The sequence below is a fragment of the Plantactinospora sp. DSM 117369 genome, assembly GCF_053764795.1.
Genome location: NZ_CM132446.1, coordinates 4,303,070 through 4,326,004, shown reverse-complemented (window position 1 = coordinate 4,326,004; position 22,935 = coordinate 4,303,070). Strand labels below are relative to the sequence as shown.

The window sequence follows — 22,935 nt, the reverse complement described above, 5'->3', positions numbered from 1 at the left end:
CCGAGGCAGAGCCCCCGGAGGGGCTGCGGCCCGCTCGGCTGGTCCGGTCCGACGGAGGACTACTCTCCGGCCCGCCGTTCCCGGTCACCGGCGCCGGTGACGTCCCCGTTCGGTGCGCCCGGGCTCTCCCCCGGGCCGGCGTCCACGGCCTCCGGCGACCCCCGCGCGGCCGCGGCGCGATCATTCGCCCGCGGGGCACGTCGGGCGAGCAGGAAGACGCCTACGACGAGTCCGCCGAGCGCGGCGAGCTCGCCGAGCAGGCTCCAGGCGCCGGTCCGGATCCGCTCGTCCAGCCAGAGCAGCCCGACCGCCATGGAGACCAGGGGATCCGTGACGGTGAACGTCGCCAGTGCCGGCGCGCCGAGGGGCCCCGCCTGGTACGCGTTCTGGCTCAGCAGCACGCCGACCGGGCCGAGCACCACGATGCCGTACGTCTGCCAGTGCCCCAGCACGGCGACGGGTCCGTCGTCGAAGGTGTGCGCGAGGCTGCTGATCAGACCGGCCGTGACGCCGTAGCAGGTGCCGGCGGCGGCCGCCAGAGGAAGTGGGCGCCACCGGCGACCCAGTCGGGCGGCGAGCAGCAGGCAGCCGGCGACGGCCCCGACGAGACCGGCCGCCAGCCACGCCCCGTCCTGGATCGAGTCCAGGCCCCGGCCGCGGTTCGCGGCAGGAGCGGCGATCAGCAGGAACGCGGAGAGGCCGACGAGGCAGAGGAGCGACTCCAGCACGATGGGTCCGTCCGGGCGGTGGCGTTCCACTGCGGCGAGCAGGAGGACATACCACAGCAGGCCGGTCACCAGGACCGATTGCACCAGGATCAACGGAACGAGGGTGAGTGCTGCCGCCTGTAGGCCGAAGGCCGCCGCTGCCAGCAGGACGGACCACCGCCAGTTGCGCCGGTGCAGCAGCCGCCACAGCAGCTTCGGTCGGGCCACCCGCTCCTGCGGTACCCCCTGGTTCGCCCGGTACTGGAGGACCGACGACGTGCCGAACGCGGCGGCGGCGGCCACCGCGAGCGTCGTACCGAGCGCCAGCTGCGCGCCCTGGTTCACCGGCGGGTAGGTCCGGGCATCGCGTCTCCTCGGCCGGTGTCCACGCCATGGTCCGGGCCGGCTGACGACGCCTACCCAACCGGAGCCGCCGGCGCCGGGCTGGCCGCCCCGGGGCGTTCCCTGTCGCAGCGCCGGCAAACCTTCGCACGACCGGCACGGCCGGCGCCGGGTTTACCCGTCCCGGCCGCGGGTAGCCGGCACGCCGGGCGGAGGCGTGGGGTGGAACGGACGTGAGCGAGTGGTCGAGGCGAGCGGCGTCGGGCGGCGCGGGTTACGGAGTCGGGTGCCGCTCCTGCTCGCCCTGACCGCTGGTCCCGCCGCGGTCGAGGCGGCGCTCCTCGGCTGGACCGCGAACCGGTCCGCGCTCGGGATGGCCCCACAGGCCGCCGCGGCCAACCCGTTCGGCGTCTTCCACGATCTGCGCTGGGTTTTCGTGTACCACGACTCGTGGCTCACCTTCGCCGTCGCGCTGCTCGCCGCGATCGTGGTCCGGACGCTGCTCACGGTCGCGATCGTGATCGTCGCGTGGCCGCCGGAACGACCCCGTCCACCGGTACGCCGGCTGATCCGTACCGGTCTGGCCGTCACCGCGGTGACCGCGTTCGCGCTCGCGCCGTGGACGTCGATCACCGTGGCCGCCGGTGCCACCGCGCTGTCGTGGTTCTCGATCGGTGCGGTGCTCGCGCTGCTCGTCCTGGCCCTGCTGCTGCAACGGGGGCCGATGACGGGAGCGTGGTGGCGTGGGCTGCCGCCGCCGGGGGCGGTGCTCTGGGCGGCGGCCACGTTCGGGGCGCTCACCGTCGGGGCCCTGGCCGTCGGCCTCGCCCCCGGTTGGGCGGCGGTGCCGTTGGCCGCCGCCGCGGGCGCGGTCAACGCACCGCTGTGGCAGGCGCTGGTCAGAAGCGCGGTGCTGGGCCGATCGCGCCTGCCGCGGCTGCCGACGGTACCGGCCGCCGTGGTGCTGCTACTGCTCGCCCTCGCCGGCAGCGGGCTGCTGGCCCGGTCGGGCTCCCGTGCCGCGGCCCGGCCGCCACCGCCGTTGGTGCAGCGGGACGGTGACGTCGCGCCGGAGCAGGCGCTGCTGTACGTCGGCGGGTACGACTCCCGCTACGACGGCTCGACCGGACACCTCCCCGACCCGGCGGGCCGGGCATCGCTGCCGGTACGCAGGTTCTCCTATGCCGGGCTCGACCGGCAGGGCCAGCCGTTGCCCTACTCCCCCGCCGACACGCACCAGCCGCTCACCCGCAGCGCGAAACTCCTCGCCGCCCAGGTGATCGAGGTACGGCGGCGGACCGACCGGCCGGTGGCGCTGCTCGCGCACAGCGAGGGGACCCTGGTGGTGCGCGCCTACCTGGACGACGACCCGCACCCCGACGTCGACGCCGTCGCCCTGCTGAGCCCACTTCCGCAGCCCGCCCGCGTCTACTATCCGCCGGCCCGGGCACCGGCCGGGTGGGGCATCGCGACCGGGTGGCAGTTGCGGATCATCTTCGGGGTGGTCGCCACGACCGGCGGCTCGGACCTCGGCAGCGACAACCCCTTCGCCCGGTCACTGCTGGACGAGGCGCCGCGGTACCGGGACCGGATGCTCCAGCCGGTGGCCGACGTACGGATGATCGCGTTCCTGCCCCTGGTCGACGCCATCACGAACCCGCCAGGCCCCGACCCGCGGATCCCGGTCGTCATCGTTCCCGAGCGCCACGCCATGGACTACGGCAGGGCGAGGACGCAGCGGCTCCTGATCGCGTTTCTCGACGGCCGCTCACCCGATCCGGGCGGGGACGGCGGGTACCGGGCGCTGCGCGCCGCCGGTGCCGCCTGGCAGGCGCCGAGCCTGGCTTTCTCGCTCAACCAGGTCTGGCAGACCGGTCCGTCCCCGTCATGACAATCTGAGCATGGACGACGGAAGTCCCGCCGCGCCCAGGGCGATCCGCACCGCTGACCCGGATCGGGGGCGGTCGGCCCGGGGCCGCTCAACGAGGAGACGGCATGACTGATGGAGGTGGCAGCGCACTCCGTGGCGTGGTCAGCCGTCGGCTGCCGGACCCGCCGTCGACCCCGCCCGTCCCGGGAATGACCCCGCGTCGGGTACTGGTGGTCTCGGCCGACATCGGCGGTGGCCACGACGCGACCGGCCGGGCGCTACAGGAGCGGATTCTGGAGTTGTGGCCGGGCAGCACGGTGCGGTGGCTGGACACCCTCGACGTGATGGGGCCCGGCGTGGGGGCGGCCTTCCGCCGCGTCTACGTCACCAACGTGGAGCTGACCCCCTGGCTGTACGAGTTCTTCTTCCGCTCGCTGTGGCGGTACCCCTGGCTGGCTCGGGCGTCGAAGGCGTTCACCGGGGCCTGGGCGGGGCGCCGGCTCGGTCCCCGGATCGAGTCCTTCGACCCCGACCTCGTCATCTCCACGTACCCGCTGGGCAGTGCTGGGCTGGCCTGGCTGCGTCGCCACCGCGGGCTCGGGGTACCCATCGGGGCCTGGGTGTCGGATTTCGCCCCGCACCCGTTCTGGGTCTATCCGCAGCTCGACCTGAACCTGGTGGTCCACCCGCAGGCGGTACCGCTGGCGGACGCCGCCGCACCCGGGGCACCGATCGCCGTCTGCCCACCGCCGGTACTGAAACGCTTCCGCCCCGGTGACCAGGCCGCCGCCCGGCACCGGTTCGGGCTGGACGCCTCCCGGTACGTCGTCGTGGTCGCCTGCGGCTCCTTCGGCTTCGGAGCGGTGGAGGAGGCGGTCCGGGGCCTGGCCACGCTCGCCGGCCCGGTGCAGGTGGTCGTGGTGTGCGGGCACAACCGGCAGCTCGTCGACCGGCTCAGCCGGCTGGGGGCACCGGCAGACCGGCTCATGGTGCTCGGCTGGGTCGACGACATGCCTGCCCTGTTGCGCGCCGCCGACCTGTTGGTGACCAACGCCGGCGGCGCGACCGCGCTGGAGGCGTGGGCGACCGGTACCCCGATGCTGATGTACCGTCCCATCGCCGCACACGGTGCCGCGAATGCCGCGCTGATGACGGCCTGCGGGCTGACCGAGACCTCCGAGGACCTGCCCGACCTGCTGCGGCGGGTTCGGCTGGCGGCGCAACGCGCGTCCTCGCCCCGCCCGCAGCAAGGGCTCGACGGTGGGGGTTGCCTGGCCGAGTTCGGCCTACTCGCCCTGGCTGCCTCGACCCCGCCGCCGTCGACCCCGGCACCGCCCGCGCCCTCCTCGACCCCGGTACCGGCCGTGCGGACGTCACCGGCCGCCGGGCTCGGCCCCGGGACCGCGGACTCGCGGCGGCGCCGACCCCGACGGCCGCCAAGCTGGCCGCTTCGCGCCCAGGACGCCTTCTTCCTGCACGTCCAGTCCCCGACGGTCGCGCAACAGATCGGCGCGGTAATCGAACTCGACCCGTTGCCGGACGGTCGTCCCGTCGAACGCGACGAGATCATCGACCTGCTGGCCCAGAGGCTGCCCGCGATCACCACATTGCGCCGCCGGCTGTCGGAGCGCGGCCGGTGGCGGCGGCCCGGCTGGGTCGTCGACCCCTGCGTCGATCCGGCGGACCACGTGGACGAGCACCACCTGCCGGCCGGCTCCGGGGAGAGCGCCGCCGACTCGGCGATCGACCTCTTCTGGTCGCAGCCGCTCCCGATGCACCGACCGTTGTGGCAGATGCTCCTGGTCACCGGCTTGCCCGGCGGCCGTACCCGGCTCGCGGTAAAGCTGCACCACAGCCTCGGTGACGGCCTGTCCGTGATCGGTACGGTGCAGCGCCTGTTCGATCCGGCCCCCGGGGCGGACGTCCACGGCGAACCCCCCGGGCCGAGTCGCCGGCCCCGGATCCGGCACCCCGGGTCGGCACTGTTCGGGGCGGCCAGGACGGGCAGCCGGCGTACTCTCGGCGCGATGCGCGGACTGGCGCGACTGGCCGTGGCCGGGCGGGCTCCCCGTACGCCCGTCAACCGTCCGCTCCGCACTCCGGGTCGGGTCTTTGTCGCGACCACCCTGCCCAGCGAGGAACTGCGTCGAACGGCGCGGGCAAACGGCGCGCACGTCAGCGAGCTGGTGTGCGCGCTGCTGGCCGACGCGCTCGGGAACACCTACCGCCCGACGGCGGCCCCGACCGGCCTGCGAGCCATGTTCGCGGTCTCCATGGATCCGCGGAACCGCTCGCGGACCCACGGAAACTGGACCGGGGCGATCGCCCTCGACCTGCCGGTCGGGCCGCTGCCACCGCTGCGGCGTCTGGCCGAGGTAAGCGACCGGTTGCGGAGCAGTGTGGCGAGCGGACAGCCGATCGCCGCCACGCTCGTCATGCGGGCCATGGGTGCACTGCCGGCACCGGTCCACGGCGCCCTGGCCCGCCGGGTCTACAGCCGCCGCTTCCTCAATGTCATCGTCTCCTACCTGAGCGAGCGCTCGCCGTGTCCGCAGCGGCTGGCCGGCGCGCCCGTACGCGCCGTCACCCCGGTCGTCGCACTGGCCGACGGCGTGCCGATCGGCGTCGGTGTGCTGCGCTGGGGCGACACGACGAACGTGGGCATTCTGCTCGACGAGACACTGGCCCACACCGCGAGCGAGTTCGTGGCCGCGCTGCACGCCGCCTTCGCCGCGATGGTGCGCAACCACGACGACCCGGCGCCCGGCGGCGGGGGATGAAGTCCGGCGCCTGTCTGCTCGTCGCGTGCACCCGGTCGAGGGCGAGGGGACGGCGGGCCCGTCCGAGCCGGTGCCGCAGGGCCGGGCATGCTCGCCGAGGTCGCGCGGTAACAGATGCCGGGCTGCCCGACGGGGTCAGTGACCCCGGTACAGCGCCTCGACATCTGCCGCGTAGCGGTCCTCCACCACTTCGCGTTTGATCTTCAGGGTGGGGGTGAGTTCGCCGTCGGCTTCGGTGAACTCCCGGGGCAGGATGCGGAAGGTCTTCACCTGTTCCGCCCGCGAAACTGTCTCGTTGGCCCGGTCGACCGCAGCCTGGATCTCGCGCCGGAGTTTCGGGTCGTCACGCATGTCGGCGACGGATCTGTCGGGGCGGCCGTGTGTGGCGCGCCAACGCGGCCATGCCTGCGGGTCGATGGTGACGAGTGCGGCGACGTAGGGACGATCGTCGCCGAGGAGCATGCACTGGCTGACGAGAGGGTGTTGCCGGATCTTCTCTTCGACCGGCTCCGGGGCGAGGTTCTTCCCGGCGGCGGTGACGAGGATTTCCTTCTTGCGTCCGGTGATACTCAGGTAGCGATCGTCATCAATACTGCCCAGATCGCCGGTACGCAGCCAGCCGTCGCTGAAGGTGTCGCGGGTCGCATCGGCGTTGTTCCAGTAGCCGGCGAAGACCACCTCGCCGCGGGCGAGAACCTCGCCGTCGTCGGCGATGCGGATCTCCACGCCGGGGAGCGGGCGCCCCACGGTGCCGATCCGGATCGCCGACGGTAGGTTCACCGTCAGCGCGGGCGACGTCTCGGTCAATCCGTACCCCTCCAGCACCGTCACGCCGGCGCCCCGGTAGAAGTGGCCCAACCGCTCGCCGAGCGGGGCACCGCCGACGATCGCCATCCGGCAACGCCCACCGAGGGTGGCGCGTAGCTTGCGGTACACCAGGGCGTCGAACACCAGGCGGGCCAGCCGCAGCAGCGGCCCCGGGCCGCGCTGGGTCTGCACCGCGCGGCTGTGCCGGACGGCAACGGCGTCTGCCGCGCTGAACAACCATCCGCGGTGGGCGTCGTCGGCCGTCTGCCGGGCCCGGGCGTACATCTTCTCGAACACCCGGGGCACCGCGAGAATGAACGTCGGACGATACCGGCGCAGTTGATCGAGCACTCCGGCGGTGTCGGCGCTGTGTACCAAGGTGGCCCGGGTACGCACCATGCCGACCTGGATCAGCCGGGGGAACGCGTGGGCGAGCGGCAGGAACAGCACCGTCGCCGCGCCCGGATGCAGCAACTGCGACAGCACCGCGGTCGCGCCGGCCACGTCGCAGGAGATGTTGCGGTGCGTCAGCACACATCCCTTGGGCCGTCCGGTCGTACCGCTGGTGTAGACGATCGTCGCCACATCTGCGGCGGTGACCGCCCGACGACGCGTTTCCAGCTGCGCGTCGTCGACGGCGCGGCCACGCGCGACCAGCTCGATCAGGTCACCGGAGTCGATCCGCCAGGCCTGCCGCAACGCCGGCAGGTCTCCGCGGAGGTCGGCGAGCATCGCGGCGTGCTCGGCAGTCTCCACGACGCATCCCACCGCGCCGGAATCGGACAGCATCCATCCGAGCTGCTCCGGACTGGAAGTCTCGTACACCGGGACCGTGACCGCCCCGATCGACCACAGCGCGTAGTCGACCAGCGTCCACTCATAGCGGGTACGGCTCATCAACGCGACCCGATCGCCGGGCCCGACCCCCGCCGCGATGAGCCCCCGCGCGAGCCCCTGCACGTCATCGCGGAACTGCCGGCAGGACACCGACACGGCCCCGTCGCTGCCGGGCCCCTGCGCCGGCCACGAGCGAGGATCCGGATCCGGGCGCACGAACTGCACAGCCTCCGGATCCTGCCGGGCGTTGTCCCACACGACCTCGGCCAGGCCCGACGGTTCGAAACCGGTGAGCGGCGGCGCCGCCGTCACGTCCCGCACCCGGCCACCTCGCAATCACCCTCGCCGCCCCTGCCCCGCACCGCAACCAAGGTCCGCTTCGGCCATGATGTCGCACCGACAGGCCGCCACGGCGGCGAACTCCGAAACCGGGCCGGAGCGCGGGCCAGCCGACCGCATCGACCCACGCCGATGGCGCCCACGTCGCCGGCCCGACCGCCGGACCGCGACGGAGGCGGGCCGCCGGACCGCGACGGAGGCGGGCCGCCGGACCGCGACGGAGGCGGGCCGCCGGACCGCGACGGAGGCGGGCCGCTCGCGCGGCAGCCAGTGAACGCGAAAGCATGCCACGGGTCCGCCACCGATGGCCCGGCCCACGGTCCGCCGCCGGCGAGCCGGCCGACCCGGTCCGTCAGCGCGCGGTGACCGCCCCGCGTCCCGCCCGCTCGACCTCCTCCACCGCCGCCAGGACATCCGGCACGCCAAGTGCCGCCAATGCCGGATGCGGCCCGGCCTCCGCCGGTCGTCTCCCCCACTGGTGCACAGGTTCCGGTCGCCCCGACGCGCCGGGATCCGGCCGCCGGGCAGCGGGCACGGCGGGCGGATGCCGCCACCCCACCGCCGGGCCGGCCCAGAGGGCACGGTGCCAGGGCCGGTCGACCGGCGGTCCCCACAGCGCCGGCGGCACCGGGCCGAAGAGCAGGACCGACGGGGTGCCGTAGCCGGTGGCGAGGTGGCCGATGCCGGTGTCACCGGCGACCACCAGCCGGCCGTACGCGACCAGCGCGGCCAGCTCACCGACGTCGGTGCGCCCGGCCAGCACGGCGGAACCGGGCAGTCCGGCCCGGGCGGCGACCTCCTCGGCGAGGCCACGCTCGCCGGGTGCGCCGGTAACCACGACCCGGTGTCCCCGCCGCGCCAGTTCCCGAGCCACGGCGGCGAACCGGTCGGCCGGCCAGCGCCGCCCGGCAGCCTTCGCACCGGGGTGCACGATGCTGACCCCGACCGGGAGATCGCCCGGCGTCGGCCGGTGCAGCGCCAGCTCATCCGGGTCGGTGGCGATGCCGTACCAGTCGAGCAGGCGGCACCAGCGGTGCACCTCGTGCTCGTCGGGTCGCCACACCGGGCCGACGTGGTGTCCGGCCTCGGCGCAGGCGTACGCGATCAGGTGCCGGGGCTGGGCGGTGCGCAGCAACCGGTGCGACTGCGGGCCGCGCCCGTGCAGGTTCACCGCCCATCCCGGCGCCAGCGGCGGCCACCGGTACGGCCCCAGCCCGTCGACGTCGATCTGCTCGTCGATGCCGCCGATCAGGTCGACCAGGGGCGCGAGCCAGCGCGGTGCGGCCAACGCCAACCGGTCTCCGCCGACGGCGGCCCGCAGCGCCCGAAGGGCCGGTACGGCGGTGGCGAGGTCGCCGATGCCGAGGGCGCGCAGCGCGAGGATCACGGGTACGAGCTCTCCCGGTCGGCGCAGACCACCAGCTCCCGTACGGCGCAGCCCGGCGGTTGGGAGAGCGCGAAGAGTACCGCGTCGGCGACGTGGCCGGGATCGTTGAGTATCGCGTCCGCGCCGGGGCGGTACTGCTCGTCGCGGCCGTCGAAGAACGCGGTGCGCATGCCGCCCGGGATGAGCAGGGTGACGCCGACCGTGCCGGCCAGTTCGGCGGCGAGTGCGCGGGTGAAGCCGACGACGCCGAACTTCGCGGCGCAGTAGGCGGTGGCGTCGCTGACCGCCTTGACGCCGAGGGTGGAGGCGACGGTGACGACCGTGCCGTGCGAGCGTTCCAGCGCGGGCAGCGCGGCACGGACGACCGCGGCGGTGGCGAACAGGTCGACCGTGACGACCCGTTCCCAGATCTCGGCGGGTACGTCGGCCAGCCGCCCGGGCGTGTCGGTGCCGGCCGCGGTGACCACGCCGTCGAGCCCGCCGGCCTGCTCGGCGAGTTGCCGGGTGGCCCGCTCGGCGGCGCGGGTGTCGGCGAGGTCGCACTGGATCCAGGGCACCTCGTCGGCCGGTGCCTGCCGGTCCAGCACGTACGGCCGCCCGCCCGCCTTCTGCACCGCGGTCACCACGGCGGCGCCGAGTCCGCTGGCGCCGCCGGTGACCAGGATCGCCTTGCCGCTCAGCTTGTTCATCGTCGTCCTTCCGCGAGTTGACGGCCGCCGGCCCGGACGGCGGCGATGGTGCCGGAGGTGGAGCGCCCGTCGAGGTAGGGAACGAGCACGGTCTGCCCGCCCCAGCGCCGTACCTGCTCGGCTTCGGGCAGGTCGGGGTGGTCGGGGTCGGCGCCACGGGCGTAGTCGCCGCCCTTGACCCAGATGTCCGGACGGAGCCAGGAGAGCACCGCGTGCGGTGTCGACTCGTCGAAGACCACGACGGCGTCGACGCAGTCCAGCGCGGCCAGCAGCCGGGCCCGATCGGCCTGCGGGGTGAGTGGCCGCCCGGGCCCCTTCAGCTCGGCGACGCTGCGGTCGGAGTTGAGGCAGACGACGAGACAGTCGCCGAGCCGTCGGGCGGCCTGCAGGGTGGCCAGGTGACCGGCGTGCAGGAGGTCGAAACAACCGCCGGTGGCGACCACCGTCCCGCCGTTCGCGCGTACCCGCGTCAGGACGGCGGAGGCGGCCTCCCGCCCGCCGCCGTCGGCTCCGGCTGTGCCGGCTGGACGATCGCGGTCACCCGTGGCGGCGGCGCCCGGCCCGCCTCCGGCGGCCGCGCCGGATAGCGTGGCTGCGCCGCCTTCCGCGACATAGGTCGAGGCGAGCCGGACCGCCTCCTGCACCGCTTCCGACAGCAGCGCCCCGTCGGCCAGCGCGGCGACGGCGGCGACGGCGAACCGGTCACCGGCGCCGCAGGTGTCGCCGGCCGCGCTCACCGGCCCCGGTACGACCAGCGGGGCCCCGCCGTTGTGGCAGAGCAGGCTGCCGTCCCCGCCCATCGTGACCGCGACCGCGGCGGCGCGCCATCGGTCCCGCAGCACCCGGGCCGCCCGGGCCAGCCCGGACAGGCGCGGCCCGGTGACCGCGTCACCGGTGAGCCGGAACAGCTCCCCCTCGTTCGGCGTCACGAGACGGCAACCCGGAACGGCCGCCGGTCCGCGCGGATGCGGGTCCCAGACCACCGGCCCGGTGCTCCCGGCGAGCGCCTGGCGCATCGCCGACAGTCCGGCCACGCCGCGTCCGTAGTCGCTGACCAGGATGGCTCCCGCCTCGGCCAGGACCTCCAGCGCGGCGGCCGGCGGTTCGCCCGGCGGTGGGGCGGCACCGCCCCGGTCCAGCCGGAGCAGGGTCCGGCCGCCGGCCCGCAGCCGGATCTTCTCCGGAGTGGCGCCGGACAGCGGCAGCGGGTAGAGCCGCACGCCGGCGCCCGTGAGCAGCCCGGTCAGTCGAGCCGCGGCCGGGTCGTCGGCCAGCGCGGTGATCAGCGCGACGTCCCGCCCGTCGGCGGCGGCGAGCAGGGCGGCGAGTCCGGCACCGCCCGGCCGGTAGGTGGCGGTTTCCTCGTCCAGGACCGGCACCGGGGCGTCCGGGCAGAGCCGGTCGACCCGGCCGTCGACGTCCCGGTCCAGCAGGGTGTCCCCGACCACGACAAGCGGCCTACTCATACCAGCACTCCGCTTCGCTCCGCGCCGTCATGAGGCACACCGGCACTGAGCTGACTGATTCGCTCGCTCCGTTCACTCATGAACGCGCCTCCTCGCCGGAGAGCACGCTGAGCAGCCGTCGGGGGGTGGACGGTCCGCGCCCGTTGTGCGGTCTGGGCGGTGGCGCCGAGCCGTCCCGGGCGCCGGGTGGCCGGCCCGGGCCGGCGGGCCGCAGTCGGGGCATGGCCTGGTCGACGTACGAGCAGAGCAGGTGGGTGGAGACCAGGTGCAGTTCCTGCACCACCTGTGGTTCGGGGGACGGCACCGCCAGGGCCTCGGTGCAGGCGTCGGCCAGCGGGTTGGGCGCCGGTCCGGTGAACGCCCAGCAGGTCAGCCCGGCGTACCGGCCGGCGTGGGCCGCCGCGAGCAGGTTCTCACTGCGACCGCTGGTCGACATCAGCAACAGCACGTCGCCGGGGCGACCGTGTGCCCGTACCTGCCGGGCGAACACCTCGGCGAAGCCGTAGTCGTTGCCGATCGCGGTCAGCGAGGAGGTCTCGGCGGTCAGCGCGATCGCGGAGAGCGGTACGCGGTCGTCGCGGAGCTTGCCGACCAGCTCGGCGGTGAGGTGCTGGGCCTCGGCGGCGCTGCCGCCGTTGCCTGCGGCGAGCAGACGGCCGCCGTCGGACAGGATCCGGGCGAGATGGGCGCCCCACCGGCCGAGGCGCCGGGCGGCGTCCCGGTAGCCCGGCATGGCTCGGGACAGCTGGGTCAGGTGCGCGTCGAGCAGCAGTTGCTCGGACATCACGCCACCGCCCCGCTGGTCTGGGGGGTGCCGCACACGGCGGTGTAGACGGCACCGAGCCGGGCCGCGGTCCGGCTCCACGAATAGCCGGTACGGATCCGGTCGACGGCGGCGAGACCGTAGCGGTGCCGCCGCTGCGGGTCGGCGAGGAGATGCCGCAACACCGCTCCCAACGTCTCCGGGTCACGGGGCGGTACGAGGTCGCCGGTGAGACCGGGCACGACCGTGTCGACCAGGCCGCCGACGGCGGTGCCGAGTACCGGTACCCCGCAGGCCATCGCCTCCAGCGGAGTCAACCCGAACGGTTCGTACCAGGGTGTGGTGACGAGGAGGTCGGCCGACCGGTACCACCGCGGCATCTCGTCGCGGGGTACCGACCCGACCAGGTGTACCCGGTCGGCGACCCCCTCCGACTCGGCCAGCGCGCGTAGCCGGTTGGCGAACCCGTCCCCGGCGAGCCGCGCCGCCGGGGGGCCACCGATCAGCACGTACTCGGCCTCGGGCACCATCCGCAGGGCCCGGAGGACGTCCTGGAAGCCCTTGCGTTCGACCAGCCGGCCGACGCCCAGCAGCCGGGGCCGGCCCGGGTCGCGGCCGGCGGCGGGACCGTCCCGGGTGAAGATGCGCAGGTTGACCCCGGAGGGGACGACGGTGATGGTGGACTGCGGCACGCCCATCCGGATCAGTTCGGCCAGCTCGTCGCGGCACTGCGCGATGACCCGGTCGACCGCCCGGCCGAGCATCCGCTCGTACCTGATCCGCTGCGGCGGGCTGGTGTCGGCCAGGCCCTGGTGGCGGCGCTTGACGGTGCCGAGGGCGTGGTAGGTCTGCACCACCGGCACCCCGGTCTGCCGGGCGGCGGCGAGCGTGGCGAGGCCGCTCATCCAGAAGTGCGCGTGGGCCACGTCCGGGCGCCACAGTCCGTCCTGCCAGTGCCGGGTGAGCCACCGGCCGAAGTCGGTCATGTACGGCAGCAGCTCGTCCTTTGGCACCGGCTCGGGTGGGCCGGCCGGCACGTGCAGCACGCTGACCCCGTCCCGCATCGGCACCACCGGGCTCTGGTGCGGCTGGTCTCGCCGGGTGTAGACGTGCACGTCATGTCCCTGGTCGGCCAGGGCGGCGGCGAGTTCGGCCACATGGGTGTTCTGTCCGCCGGCGTCCGGGCCGCCGAGTTCGGCGAGCGGACTGGCGTGTTCGGAGATCATCGCGATGCGCATTGCTCCTCCTGAAGCAGTCGGTCCCAGTCCGCGACGAACCGGTCGAGACCGTAGCGGGTGGTGGCGGCCTGCCGGGCACGCTCACCCATCGCCCGCGCGGCGGTCGGATCGGCGATCAACCACGCGGCGGCGTCCCGCAGGGTGTCGAGGTTGCTGGCGAGGACGCCCGCCTCGGGCGGTACGGCGGCGACCGCCTCCGTGGTGGCCAGCACGACGACCGGCATGCCGATCGTCATCGCCTCCAGGAGGCTGAGCCCGAGCGATGTCCAGCGGCACAGGTGCAGGTAGGCCCGCCGTCGAGCGAGCTGCTCGTGCAACCGTGCCTGGGGCAGGTCGTAGGTGCCGAGGCGGTCGCCGGGCAGGCCGATCGCCTCGGGAAGCCCGTCGACGCCCATGCCGAAGACGTCCAGCGGGGCGACCGTGGCGAAGTGTGGAAACAGGTCGGTGCCGGTGACCCGCCAGCGACGGACCGGTTCGTTGGTCACCACCGCCAGCCGGTCGAGGCTGCCGTCGTACCGGACCCGTGGTGGGACGATGCCGTGCTCGACGACGGTGGTGCGGGTGGCGCCGGTGTCCCAGAACAGGGCGTTGAAGTGGGTGACGTGGGCGACGCGCAGGTCGTCGCGGTCGGCCATCGGGTGCCGGGTGTTCGGTACGTCGCCCTTCGGGGTGTTGTGTTCGACGTAGATCGCCGGCAGGTCCCGGCCGGGGCGCCGGCCCAGCCACTTCTCGGCCAGCTCCAGTTCCTCCGGCCGCTGCGCGATCACCAGGTCGACCGGCTCGGCGGCGAGCCGCTCCGGAGCGATCTCGTGCACCGTTTCCGGCCAGTCGTACGTCCGGGCCCGGCCGAGGCCGTACGGCCCCCGATCCGGCGTGACCGGGACCAGGTAGCGGTGCTTGCCCTGGACGAACGCGGTGGTCCACGAGCCGTGCACGTGCCACAGCAGGATGTTCACCGTGCTCCTCCTGGTGTCGTGCCGTGGAACCCGGCCGGGTGTCCGGACCCGGCCGGCGGTGCCGGGGGCAGTGGCCGGGTGACCAGCAGGTCGACGGCGGCCACCACCTCGGCCGCGTCAACACCGGCCAGACAGGGGTGACCGGGCAGCGGGCAGACGCTGGCGCGGCTGTCCCGGCAGCCCGCGCCGGCATCGCCGAGGCGTACCACCGGTACCCGGTAGGGTGCCCACTGCTCGAAGGGGACGGTGGGTGCGAACAGGCTGACCACCGGTGTGCCGACCGCCGCGGCCAGGTGCGCCGGGCCCGTGTTGCCGACCACGACGCAGGCCGCGCGGGTCAGGATCGCGGCCAGTTCGCTCAGCGAGGTACGGCCGCCGAGGTCGATGCCGCCGCCGGCCGCCGCCACCTGCGCGGTCAGGTCCCGCTCGCCCGGGCCGCCGGTGACCAGCACCCGGTGACCGGCACGGGTGAGCGCGGCGACGATGTCGGCGCACCGCCCCGGCGGGCAGGCCCGGGCCGGCACCGACGCACCGGGGTGCACGACCACGTCGCCGGTCCGGACGTCCACGGGCGGTCGCGCGGGCAGCGCGTCGGCCCGCAGCCGCAGCGTGGGCTCGTCGCCGGCCGGCAGCTCGAAGCCGGCGGCGGCGGCCAGCGACAGCGCCCGCTCCGGCTCGGGCACCCCGGCCGGCACCCGGTGGCGCAGGTCCAGCAGGCTGCCCGGATAGTCGTCACCGATCGCGCCGACCAGGGGTACCCCGGCCATCCGCAGCAGCAGGGCCAAGGGCAGGGCGGACTGGTGGAACGAGGTGAAGATCAGCGCCTGGTCCGCGTCGACGGCGGCGAGCCGGGCGGTCAGCTCGCGCATCGCTTCCGGCCGCACCGGGGCGGGTGCCGGGTCGATCCAGGGCAGTGGCCACTCGATCAGCTCGTCGACGCCGGGCAGCAGCCGCGCGGCGGCCCGGCCCCGGGGCCCGCAGAGCAGGACGACCCGGTCCGCCCCGGCGGCGACCGCCCGGATCGCCGGCCCGGTGACCAGGACATCCCCGGCCGAGTCGCTGCGCGCCACCAGCACCGTGCCGGGTCGCCCGCCGGCCCGCCGCGCGGCCGTCGACGCGGATTCGGCTGTACGGCCGGCGCGGTGTCCTGCTCCCAGATGCAGCCGGCCGGTGGCCGGTTCGGCGCGCACTGGTGAACCTCTTCCCGGCAGGTTCAGTGTCTGGCGGCGAAGCAGTTGGTCGACCGCGTCGGCGAGGTCGGCGGCGACCGCCGAGGCGGCCACGACCTCCTCGGGGCGGGTCACCGGCGTGGGTACCAGGATGCCGGTGGCGCCGGCCGCGGTGGCGGCGGTCATGTCCCGGCCGATGTCGCCGATCACCGCGCAGCGGCGCGGATCGGTGCCGAGCGCCCGGGCGGCAGCCTCGACGAGCCCCGGTGCGGGTTTGCGGCACCGGCAGCCGTCACCGTCGCCGTGCGGGCAGATCTGCCAGGTGTCGAACGGGCCCAGCAGTTCCTCGACCCGGGCGTTGACCGCGGCCATCTCGGCGGCGGTGAACAGGCCACGGGCCAGCCCGGACTGGTTGGTGACCACGCCGAGTCGCAGCCCGGCGGCGCGCAGCCGGGCCAGCGCCTCCCGGGCGCCGGGCATCGGACGTACCTTCTCCGGGTCCCCGTTGTAGGGCACGTCCTCGATCAGGGTTCCGTCCCGGTCGAGCAGGACGGCGTCGAACAGGGGACGTGGCCGGCTTTCCCGCCCGGTCATCGCAGCTCCCCCGGGTACCGCCGGACCGGGCGCGGCGTCTCGTTCCGGTTGCGCCACCAGCCCCGCACCCAGTGGGCGACGGCGAGCGGCGGAATGACGGCGCTGGTCACCAGCATCGTGGTGACCTCCGAGCGGGTACCCGGCCCCGGCGCGATCCGCGCATACCCGAACCGGGCGGTACCGGACAGCCAGGCCGCACCGGCCAGGGCCGCGGTGGCGGCGAACGGGCGGCCGGCCCGGGACCGGCGGGTGGCCACCGCGCCGGCCAGGGCGACGGCGGTCAGCACCGCAGCGCCGGTGAGCGTCACGTGCTGGTGGCGTCGTCCCGCCGGCACGCCCAGGTCGGTACGCCAGGTCGGACCGTAGAGCCGGCGCAGCAGGGCGTCGTCGGCGTTGCCCCGCTGGGCGCGCAGGCTGATCCAGCGGCTCTCCGGCCGCACCGGGTGGACGACCGTCCGGGTACCCCGGAGCAGCCGCCAGCCCGCCAGCCGCACCCGGTGGGCCAGCTCCGCGTCCTCCCGGTAGGCCCGGGGGAACCGTTCGTCGAAGCCGCCGACGGCGGCCAGCGCGGCTCGCCGGTAGGCCATGTCCGCGGTGATCCATTCGCCGTCGGCGAGGCCCGCGGTCACCCGTTCCCAGTCGGTCGGCGGGCGATCGGACGGCAGCGGCACGCGTACGACACCCTGCACCCCGCCGACCCGGTCCGGCACGGCGAGGTCGGCCCGGAGCCGGTCCAGCCAGTCCGGTGCCGGCAGCACGTCGTCGTCCAGGAACGCCACCCAGGGATGCCGGGCCGCCTGCCAGCCGAGGTTGCGGGCCGACGCCGGGCCGGCACCGCGTCCACGCAGCACCTTGGTGTACGGCGCGAGGGCCCCCGGTACGGCCAGCTCGGCACCGCCGGCGGGCCGGTCGTCGACCAGGAGAATCTCGAGTTCCGGCCGGTCGTGCACCTGCTGGGCGAGGGTGGCGAGCAGGTCGGTCAGGCTGTCCCGGCCGAGGGTCGGCACGACGACGCTGATCACCGCTGTGCTCCGAGGTCGCCGCGGTGCACGGCGTACGGGCCGATGGCGAGCAGGTCGACCGGTGCGGAGCCGAACAGTTCCATCGCCTCGCGCGGGGTGTCGACCATCGGCCGGCCGGCGGTGTTGAGCGAGGTGTTGACCACCACGGGCAGGCCGGTGAGCCGCTCGAACTCGGCCAGCATCTGCGCCACCAGCGGTTCGGTCTCCGGGTCGACGGTCTGCACCCGGGCGGTGCCGTCGACGTGCACCACCGCCGGGATCCGGTCCCGCCACGCCGGTGCGACCCGGTGTACGAAGAGCATGTACGGGCTGGGTAGCACGCCGGAGAAGATCTCGGCGGCCCGTTCGGCGCGGACCATCGGGGCGATCGGGCGGAACTGCTCGCGACCCTTGACGTCGTTCATCCGGCGGGTGGTGTCCGGGTCGCCGGGGTGGGCCAGCAGCGAACGGTGCCCGAGGGCCCGCGGCCCGTACTCGCTGCCCCCCTGGAACCAGGCGACGACGCCGTTGCCGGCCAGTACCCGGGCCGCCTCGGCGGCGATCGAGTCCGGTCGCCGGTACGGCAGCGCCGCGCGGCGCAGCTCGGCCTCCAGTTCCTCGTCGGTCCAGCCCCGGCCGAGGTCGACGCCGGGCATCGGGGTGGTGGTGTCGCCGAGCACGCTGGCCAGGTGCAGCGCCGCGCCGAGTGCGGTCCCCGCGTCACCGGCCGCCGGCTGCACCCACACCCGCTGGTAGGGCCCCTCGGCGGCGATGCGGGCGTTGGCCACGCAGTTCAGCGCGACCCCGCCGGCCATGGTCAGGGTGGCCGGACCGTCGGCCGCCTCGTACAGCCAGCGGGCCAGGTCGAGGATCACCTCCTCCAGCCGGGCCTGCACGCTGGCCGCCAGGTCGGCGTGTTCGCCGGTCATCTCCCCGTCGGCGGCGCGTGCCTTGGCGAGCGAGGCCCAGTCGATCCGCTCGACGGTGAAGCCGCCGTCGTCGGTGGCGCGGACCATGTCGCGCAACAGCCCGAGGTGGCGGGGCTGGCCGTACGAGGCGAGGGCCATCACCTTGTATTCGTCGCTGGAGTGCAGGAAGCCGAGGTGCCGGGTGAGGTCCTCGTAGAGCAGGCCCAACGAGTGCGGCAACTGCTGGGCGGCGAGCTGCCGCAGCCGGTCCTCCCGATACACCCCGCCGAGGTGGCTGGCGGTCTCGCCCCGCCCGTCGAGCACGAGTACCGCCGCGCTGGTCGGGCCGGCCGGGTCCGGGGGCGCGGCCAGGCCGGCCGAGGCCGCGTGCGCGACGTGGTGCGGCACGAACCGCACGATCTCCGGGTCGAGGCCGGGCAGCACCTCGGCGAGGAACTGCGGCGCTCGTGTGGCGTACTCGACCCGCAGCCAGTCCCACGGGTCCGCCAGACCGAGCTCGGCCGCGTCCCGGCACAGGCCGGGGTCGAACGAGTACGCCACCGCGTCCAGGCTGGCCGGGTCGAGGCCGGCCTGCCGCAGGCACCAGGCGGCGGAGAGTTCCGGGAGTTCCCACGCGGAGAAGGGCACCGGTCGCTTTCCGTGCTTGCGCCGGCTGAACCGCTCCTCCTCGGCGGCGGCCCGCACCGTGCCGTCCACGACCAGTGCGGCCGCCGGGTCATGGAAGATCGCGTTGATCCCGAGTACGCGCATAGCGGCGCTCCTACCCGGCCCGGCTCCGCCTGACACCGAAGATCAGCAACTTCCTATGAGTACGTATCATCCGTCAATCCCGATTCATCCCCGTCGGTGGACCGGGACGATGCCCGTACCCAACCTGGTGCCCGAGCCGTCGCGACCACCTCCGCGCATCCAGTCCGGCCGGCCCGTGCACGGCTCCCCGAGGCGGAGGGTCCCCACCGACGCACCCTGCCGGCGGATCTGGCGGCGGACTGTGGGCGGGATCTGGGCGGGATCTGGGCGCACCCTCATGCAGAGTTCCTCCCACGCTGGCTCATCACCTACGGCCAGCCACCCACTCGTCCCGGCGGGCCGCGCCACGCTGCAACGCCCCGCTGGCGGGCGAGGGATCGGACACCGGCGGCACGCGGTGCCGTCGACACTGATCGGAGAGTCATGGCGAACTTCTCCGTCGAACTGGTCGGGCTCAGGCGGTTGAGCGACGCGCTGGACGACGCGGCGGTCGACTGCGGACAGATCGAGTGGCACGCCCGCGAGAACGGCAAGGTGGCGGGCGGCGTCGGCCTGCTCGGCGATCTCAAGACCGAACTCGAGAACACCTACACCTGGGCACAGGCGTTGCCCCGCCACGTCTCCCGGCTGTTGAACGAGAGCGCCATCGGAGTCAGCAGAGCCGCCAAGCAGTACGGCGACACCGATCAGCAGCAGGCCCAGCGCCTCGACGGGATGCTCGACGGGTTGGGCGGCAACGCGGCCCGGTACTTCCAGAACGCGCCGAGACCGCGGGGCGGGAACGCGCTCTTCACCACCAGGCAGACCGCCGAGGGCCGGCTGACCCGCAACGAGCCGCACACCCAGGTGGACTACAAGTACAAGTACAACGCCATGACGGACAGCGTCAGCATCACCGGTAACATCCGTGGGCTGGTGCACCAACTGTTCGGCTACGACATCTTCGAGTTCGTCCTCAAGCGCGCCAGCGGCGACTGGGACGGTCTGGTCGAAGCGGCGGACACCATGGACAAGTGCGCGGCCGCGATGGACATCCTCGGCGACAACCTGGTCTGGTTCGCCCATGACGTTCCCGCGATCTGGACGGGCAACGCCGCCGACCGCGCGCGCGACCATCTCGTGGTGCTCGGCAGGGCCGTCTCCGAGCGGAGCGCGCAGTACCAGCACGTCGCCAGGACCTATCGGGAACTCGCCCGCCAGGCGTGGGAGATCTTCGACGCGCTCGGAGTGGCCCTGTCGACCCTGATCGACAAGCTGATCGAGATCACCGTGAAGGTGGCGGCCGGGACCGCGACCATCACGACCGTCGTCGGCGGCATCATCGGCTACGGTGCCGCCGCGTACAGCGCGAAGCAGGCGACCCAGCTCGCGTACCAGACCGGCAAGCTCCTGGCGAACCTCGAGAACGTGGTGAAGGTCGGGAAGGGGGCGCTCGCCGCGACCGCGGGTGTGGCCGGTCCGGGGACCGCACCGAAGATCGCGCTGCCCACCTCGCCGTACTCCGCCAGTCCACGCCCCGGGGACCGCGGATTCGTCGGTCCCGTCCTGCCACCCAAGCCGGGCGACCCTGATTTCGTCGGTCCGGTGGCACCGGCCGGACCCGGCGACGCGCACGACCCGAGGGTGCGGCCCGGCGAGCCCGGCTTCGTCGGGCCGGTCGTCCCTCCGCCGAAGCCCAAACCGGGCGACCCCGACTTCATCGGACCGGTGGCGCCGAAATGACCGACGAACAGCACTGGAGTGCGGTCGGCGACGGGCGACCGGTCGAGATGACCCGGCAGCAGATCGACGACGAGCTGACCCACGCCAGCCTGGAGTGGCTGGCCGAGAACGGCGACGACGACGTGCTGCGGGACATGGCCCGGGACGTACTCGCCGGCAACATCACGCTCACCGGGGCCGCCCGCTCGATGGCCTACGGCGAACGGATGGCGGCCCTCATGAGCCAGGTAAGTGAGAACCCCGAGATCCTCTCGGACGAGTGGATGGCGCGGTACGCCTCCGACGTGGCCGACTTCGAGCAGAACCTGGCCGACCGGCACAACATCACCGTGCGCGACTGACGCCGGCCGCCCGAACGGGGCCGGTCAGACCAGCTCGGCGTGGCTCTCAGAGGAGTTGGTCGATGGTGATGGGCAGGGAACGGATGCGTCTGCCGGTGGCGTGGTAGACCGCGTTGGCGATCGCGGCGGGTACGCCGGGCAGCCCGACCTCGCCGACCCCTTTGGTGCCGACCGGGGTCAGCCGGTCCGGTGCGCCGACGAAGACCACGTCCACCTCGCCGATGTCCGCTTGCACCGGGACGAGGTAGTCGCCGAGGTTGGCGTTGGCGATCCGGCCGGTCCGGGCGTCGGTGCGGGTCTCCTCGAACAACGCCTGGCCGATTCCGCCGACGATCCCGCCGATGATCTGGCTACGGGCCAGCTTCTCGTTGAGGATCCGGCCCCCGTCTATCACCGAGACCACCCGGGGAATCCGCAACAGTCCCAGATCCGGGTCGACGTGCACCTCGACGAACTTCGCCCCGAACGCGCCGGCCGGCGCCATCCCCACCTGCTGCGCCTCGGGCGGGGCGCTCGCCGCCTGGGCGGTCAGCTCGTCGAGCCCGTGTCGGGCGAGGATCGCGAGGTAGCTCTCGCCCTGCCCGGGGTTGGCACGGTGGTGGATGCGCCCGCCGCTGACCGCGACGTCGTCGATCGTGCAGCCGCGCAGTGGCGACTCGGGATCGTCCGCGACGGTGTCGAGGAACCGCCGGATCAGCTCACGGCAGCTGGCATACACGGCGTTGCCGAGCGCGCCGGTCAGCCCCGACCCGCCCGCCTGCGGCGACCAGGGCATCTCCGAGTCGCCCAGGTCGAACCGGACCTGCGCCAACTCCAGCCCGAGCAGCTCCGCCGAGAGCTGCCACATCACGGTATAGGTGCCGGTGCCGATGTCGGTGGCGGCACTGCTCAGGTAGGCGGTGCCGTCCCGGCCGATGCTGACCCGGGCCTCGCAGCGCACCTGCCACCACAGGTAGCTCACCCCGGCCATCCCGTACCCGACCAGCCACCGGCCGTCCCGCATCGCGCCGACCCCGGGCTCCCGGCGGGACCAGCCGAACCGCTCCGCCCCCACCTCGTAGCACTCGCGCAGCGCCTTGCTCGACCACGGCAGGCCGTACTGCGGCTGCGTGTCGGCGTAGTTGCGCATCCGCAGCGTCAGCGGGTCCAGGTTCAGCCGGTAGGAGAGTTCGTCGAGCGCCGACTCCAGCGCGAAGTTGCCCTGGGCCTCGCCGGGTGCCCGCATCGAGCCGGGACAGGGGATGTGCAGCCGCCGCTGCCGGTCCCGGTGCGCCACGTTCGGGCAGGCGTACGAGTTGCCGCTGACCGACGCCACCGGCTCCATGTTCTCGTCCCCCATCGCCACGGTCTGCACGGACTCGTGGTCGATCGCGACCAGCTCACCGGTCCGGCGGGCGCCGAGCCTGATCGTCTGCACCGTGTTGGGCCGGTGCCCGACACCGGTGAACATCTCCGGACGGGAGAGCACCAGCTTCACCGGCCGGCCCACCGTACGGGCGGCAAGCACCGCCAGGATCACGTGTTGCCACACCCGCAGACCGGATCCGAAGCCGCCGCCGACGTACTTCGCGTACACCCGGACCGCCGGCTCCGGCAGCCCGAACACCTCGGCCACGGTGGTCCGCACGTTCGAGGTCCACTGGGTCGAGTCGTGGACCGTGACCTGGTCGCCGTCCCAGGCCGCCACTGTCGCGAAGGGCCCCAACGGGTTGTTGGTGTTCTCCGCCGTGCTGTAGGTCGCCTCGTGCACGACCTCGGCGGAGCCGAGCGCGGTGGCGACGTCGCCCCGCTCGGCGTCGGTGTCGAACGGGTTCGTACGCAGTTCACCGCGCGGGTCGTCGATCTCCAGCACCGGGTCGGCGCGCTCGTAGCCGACGGTGACGGCACGGGCCGCCGCCGCTGCCTGGTACGGCCGCTCGGCGACCACCACCGCCACGTACTGCCCGTTGTGCAGGATCCGGTCGTCCTGCAGCGGCGGGGGCGGGGTCGGTCCGAGGTTGTTCTCCGGTCCCCGGTTGAGCCGTGCGGCGTTGTGGTGGGTGAGCACCGCCAGGACTCCGGGCATGGCTTCGGCGGTGGTGGTGTCGATGCTGCTGATCCGGCCGGCGGCGATGGTGCTGCGCACCGGTGCGGCGTGGACCATCCCGGGATAACTGACGTCGGACGGGTACGCCGCCGCGCCTGCCACCTTCAGCGGCCCGTCCACCCGGTCGACACCGGCCCCGACGAACGTGGTCGGCTCGGTCAT

Annotated in this window: 16 protein-coding genes; 4 read left to right on the top strand and 12 right to left on the bottom strand. The window is 74.0% G+C overall.

Annotation, left to right across the window (positions count from 1 at the left end; translation table 11 throughout):
- Positions 1–59: 59 nt before the first annotated feature.
- The gene (locus ACSMXO_RS18705) at positions 60–1,052 is read right to left on the bottom strand and encodes a DMT family transporter (protein WP_346263224.1); all 993 of its coding nucleotides are present in this window, start codon (positions 1,050–1,052) and stop codon (positions 60–62) included.
- 283 nt (positions 1,053–1,335) lie between these two features.
- Here ACSMXO_RS18705 and ACSMXO_RS18700 point away from each other — a divergent pair, with 283 nt between their 5' ends.
- Positions 1,336–2,940, top strand: a complete 1,605-nt coding sequence (locus ACSMXO_RS18700) for an esterase/lipase family protein (protein ID WP_455418746.1) — start codon at positions 1,336–1,338, stop codon at positions 2,938–2,940.
- Positions 2,941–3,044: 104 nt separating this feature from the next.
- Positions 3,045–5,699: a wax ester/triacylglycerol synthase domain-containing protein gene (locus ACSMXO_RS18695; RefSeq protein ID WP_455418745.1), complete on the top strand. Its 2,655-nt coding sequence runs from the start codon at positions 3,045–3,047 to the stop codon at positions 5,697–5,699.
- A 135-nt stretch (positions 5,700–5,834) separates the two neighbouring features.
- Here ACSMXO_RS18695 and ACSMXO_RS18690 read toward each other — a convergent pair whose 3' ends face one another.
- The 10 genes from ACSMXO_RS18690 to ACSMXO_RS18645 all read right to left on the bottom strand — a co-directional run bounded on the left by ACSMXO_RS18690 (position 5,835) and on the right by ACSMXO_RS18645 (position 18,624).
- On the bottom strand, positions 5,835–7,664 hold the full coding sequence (locus tag ACSMXO_RS18690; protein WP_455418744.1) for an AMP-dependent synthetase/ligase: 1,830 nt from the start codon (positions 7,662–7,664) through the stop codon (positions 5,835–5,837).
- A 370-nt stretch (positions 7,665–8,034) separates the two neighbouring features.
- Positions 8,035–9,069 carry a glycosyltransferase family 9 protein gene (locus ACSMXO_RS18685; protein ID WP_455418743.1) on the bottom strand — a complete coding sequence of 345 codons (1,035 nt, stop codon included), beginning with the start codon at positions 9,067–9,069 and terminating at the stop codon, positions 8,035–8,037.
- Positions 9,066–9,758, bottom strand: coding sequence for an SDR family oxidoreductase (locus ACSMXO_RS18680; RefSeq protein ID WP_455418742.1), 693 nt, complete (start codon positions 9,756–9,758; stop codon positions 9,066–9,068). Before ACSMXO_RS18680 ends, ACSMXO_RS18685 begins: the two co-directional genes overlap by 4 nt.
- Positions 9,755–11,224 (bottom strand): PfkB family carbohydrate kinase, encoded by a 1,470-nt coding sequence (locus ACSMXO_RS18675; protein ID WP_455418741.1) that lies wholly within the window; start codon positions 11,222–11,224, stop codon positions 9,755–9,757. The genes ACSMXO_RS18680 and ACSMXO_RS18675 overlap by 4 nt, the downstream gene beginning before the upstream one ends.
- Positions 11,225–11,300: 76 nt before the next feature.
- Positions 11,301–12,011 (bottom strand): D-sedoheptulose-7-phosphate isomerase, encoded by a 711-nt coding sequence (locus tag ACSMXO_RS18670; RefSeq protein ID WP_455418740.1) that lies wholly within the window; start codon positions 12,009–12,011, stop codon positions 11,301–11,303.
- The gene (locus tag ACSMXO_RS18665) at positions 12,008–13,225 is read right to left on the bottom strand and encodes a glycosyltransferase (RefSeq protein ID WP_455418739.1); all 1,218 of its coding nucleotides are present in this window, start codon (positions 13,223–13,225) and stop codon (positions 12,008–12,010) included. Before ACSMXO_RS18665 ends, ACSMXO_RS18670 begins: the two co-directional genes overlap by 4 nt.
- Positions 13,210–14,181: a glycosyltransferase gene (locus ACSMXO_RS18660; protein WP_455418738.1), complete on the bottom strand. Its 972-nt coding sequence runs from the start codon at positions 14,179–14,181 to the stop codon at positions 13,210–13,212. The genes ACSMXO_RS18665 and ACSMXO_RS18660 overlap by 16 nt, the downstream gene beginning before the upstream one ends.
- Positions 14,178–15,944: an HAD-IIIA family hydrolase gene (locus tag ACSMXO_RS18655; RefSeq protein WP_455418737.1), complete on the bottom strand. Its 1,767-nt coding sequence runs from the start codon at positions 15,942–15,944 to the stop codon at positions 14,178–14,180. The genes ACSMXO_RS18660 and ACSMXO_RS18655 overlap by 4 nt, the downstream gene beginning before the upstream one ends.
- Entirely contained in the window at positions 15,941–16,966 is a 1,026-nt protein-coding gene (locus ACSMXO_RS18650) for a glycosyltransferase family 2 protein (RefSeq protein ID WP_455418736.1), read from the bottom strand. The genes ACSMXO_RS18655 and ACSMXO_RS18650 overlap by 4 nt, the downstream gene beginning before the upstream one ends.
- Entirely contained in the window at positions 16,963–18,624 is a 1,662-nt protein-coding gene (locus tag ACSMXO_RS18645; RefSeq protein ID WP_455418735.1) for a carbamoyltransferase family protein, read from the bottom strand. The genes ACSMXO_RS18650 and ACSMXO_RS18645 overlap by 4 nt, the downstream gene beginning before the upstream one ends.
- Positions 18,625–19,047: 423 nt before the next feature.
- Between ACSMXO_RS18645 and ACSMXO_RS18640 the strand changes: the two genes are divergently transcribed.
- A complete protein-coding gene (locus ACSMXO_RS18640) occupies positions 19,048–20,346 on the top strand; it encodes a hypothetical protein (protein ID WP_455418734.1) in 1,299 nt (432 codons plus the stop codon).
- Positions 20,343–20,687 carry a hypothetical protein gene (locus ACSMXO_RS18635; RefSeq protein WP_455418733.1) on the top strand — a complete coding sequence of 115 codons (345 nt, stop codon included), beginning with the start codon at positions 20,343–20,345 and terminating at the stop codon, positions 20,685–20,687. The genes ACSMXO_RS18640 and ACSMXO_RS18635 overlap by 4 nt, the downstream gene beginning before the upstream one ends.
- A gap of 46 nt (positions 20,688–20,733) precedes the next feature.
- Here ACSMXO_RS18635 and ACSMXO_RS18630 read toward each other — a convergent pair whose 3' ends face one another.
- Positions 20,734–22,935, bottom strand: a complete 2,202-nt coding sequence (locus ACSMXO_RS18630; RefSeq protein ID WP_455418732.1) for a xanthine dehydrogenase family protein molybdopterin-binding subunit — start codon at positions 22,933–22,935, stop codon at positions 20,734–20,736.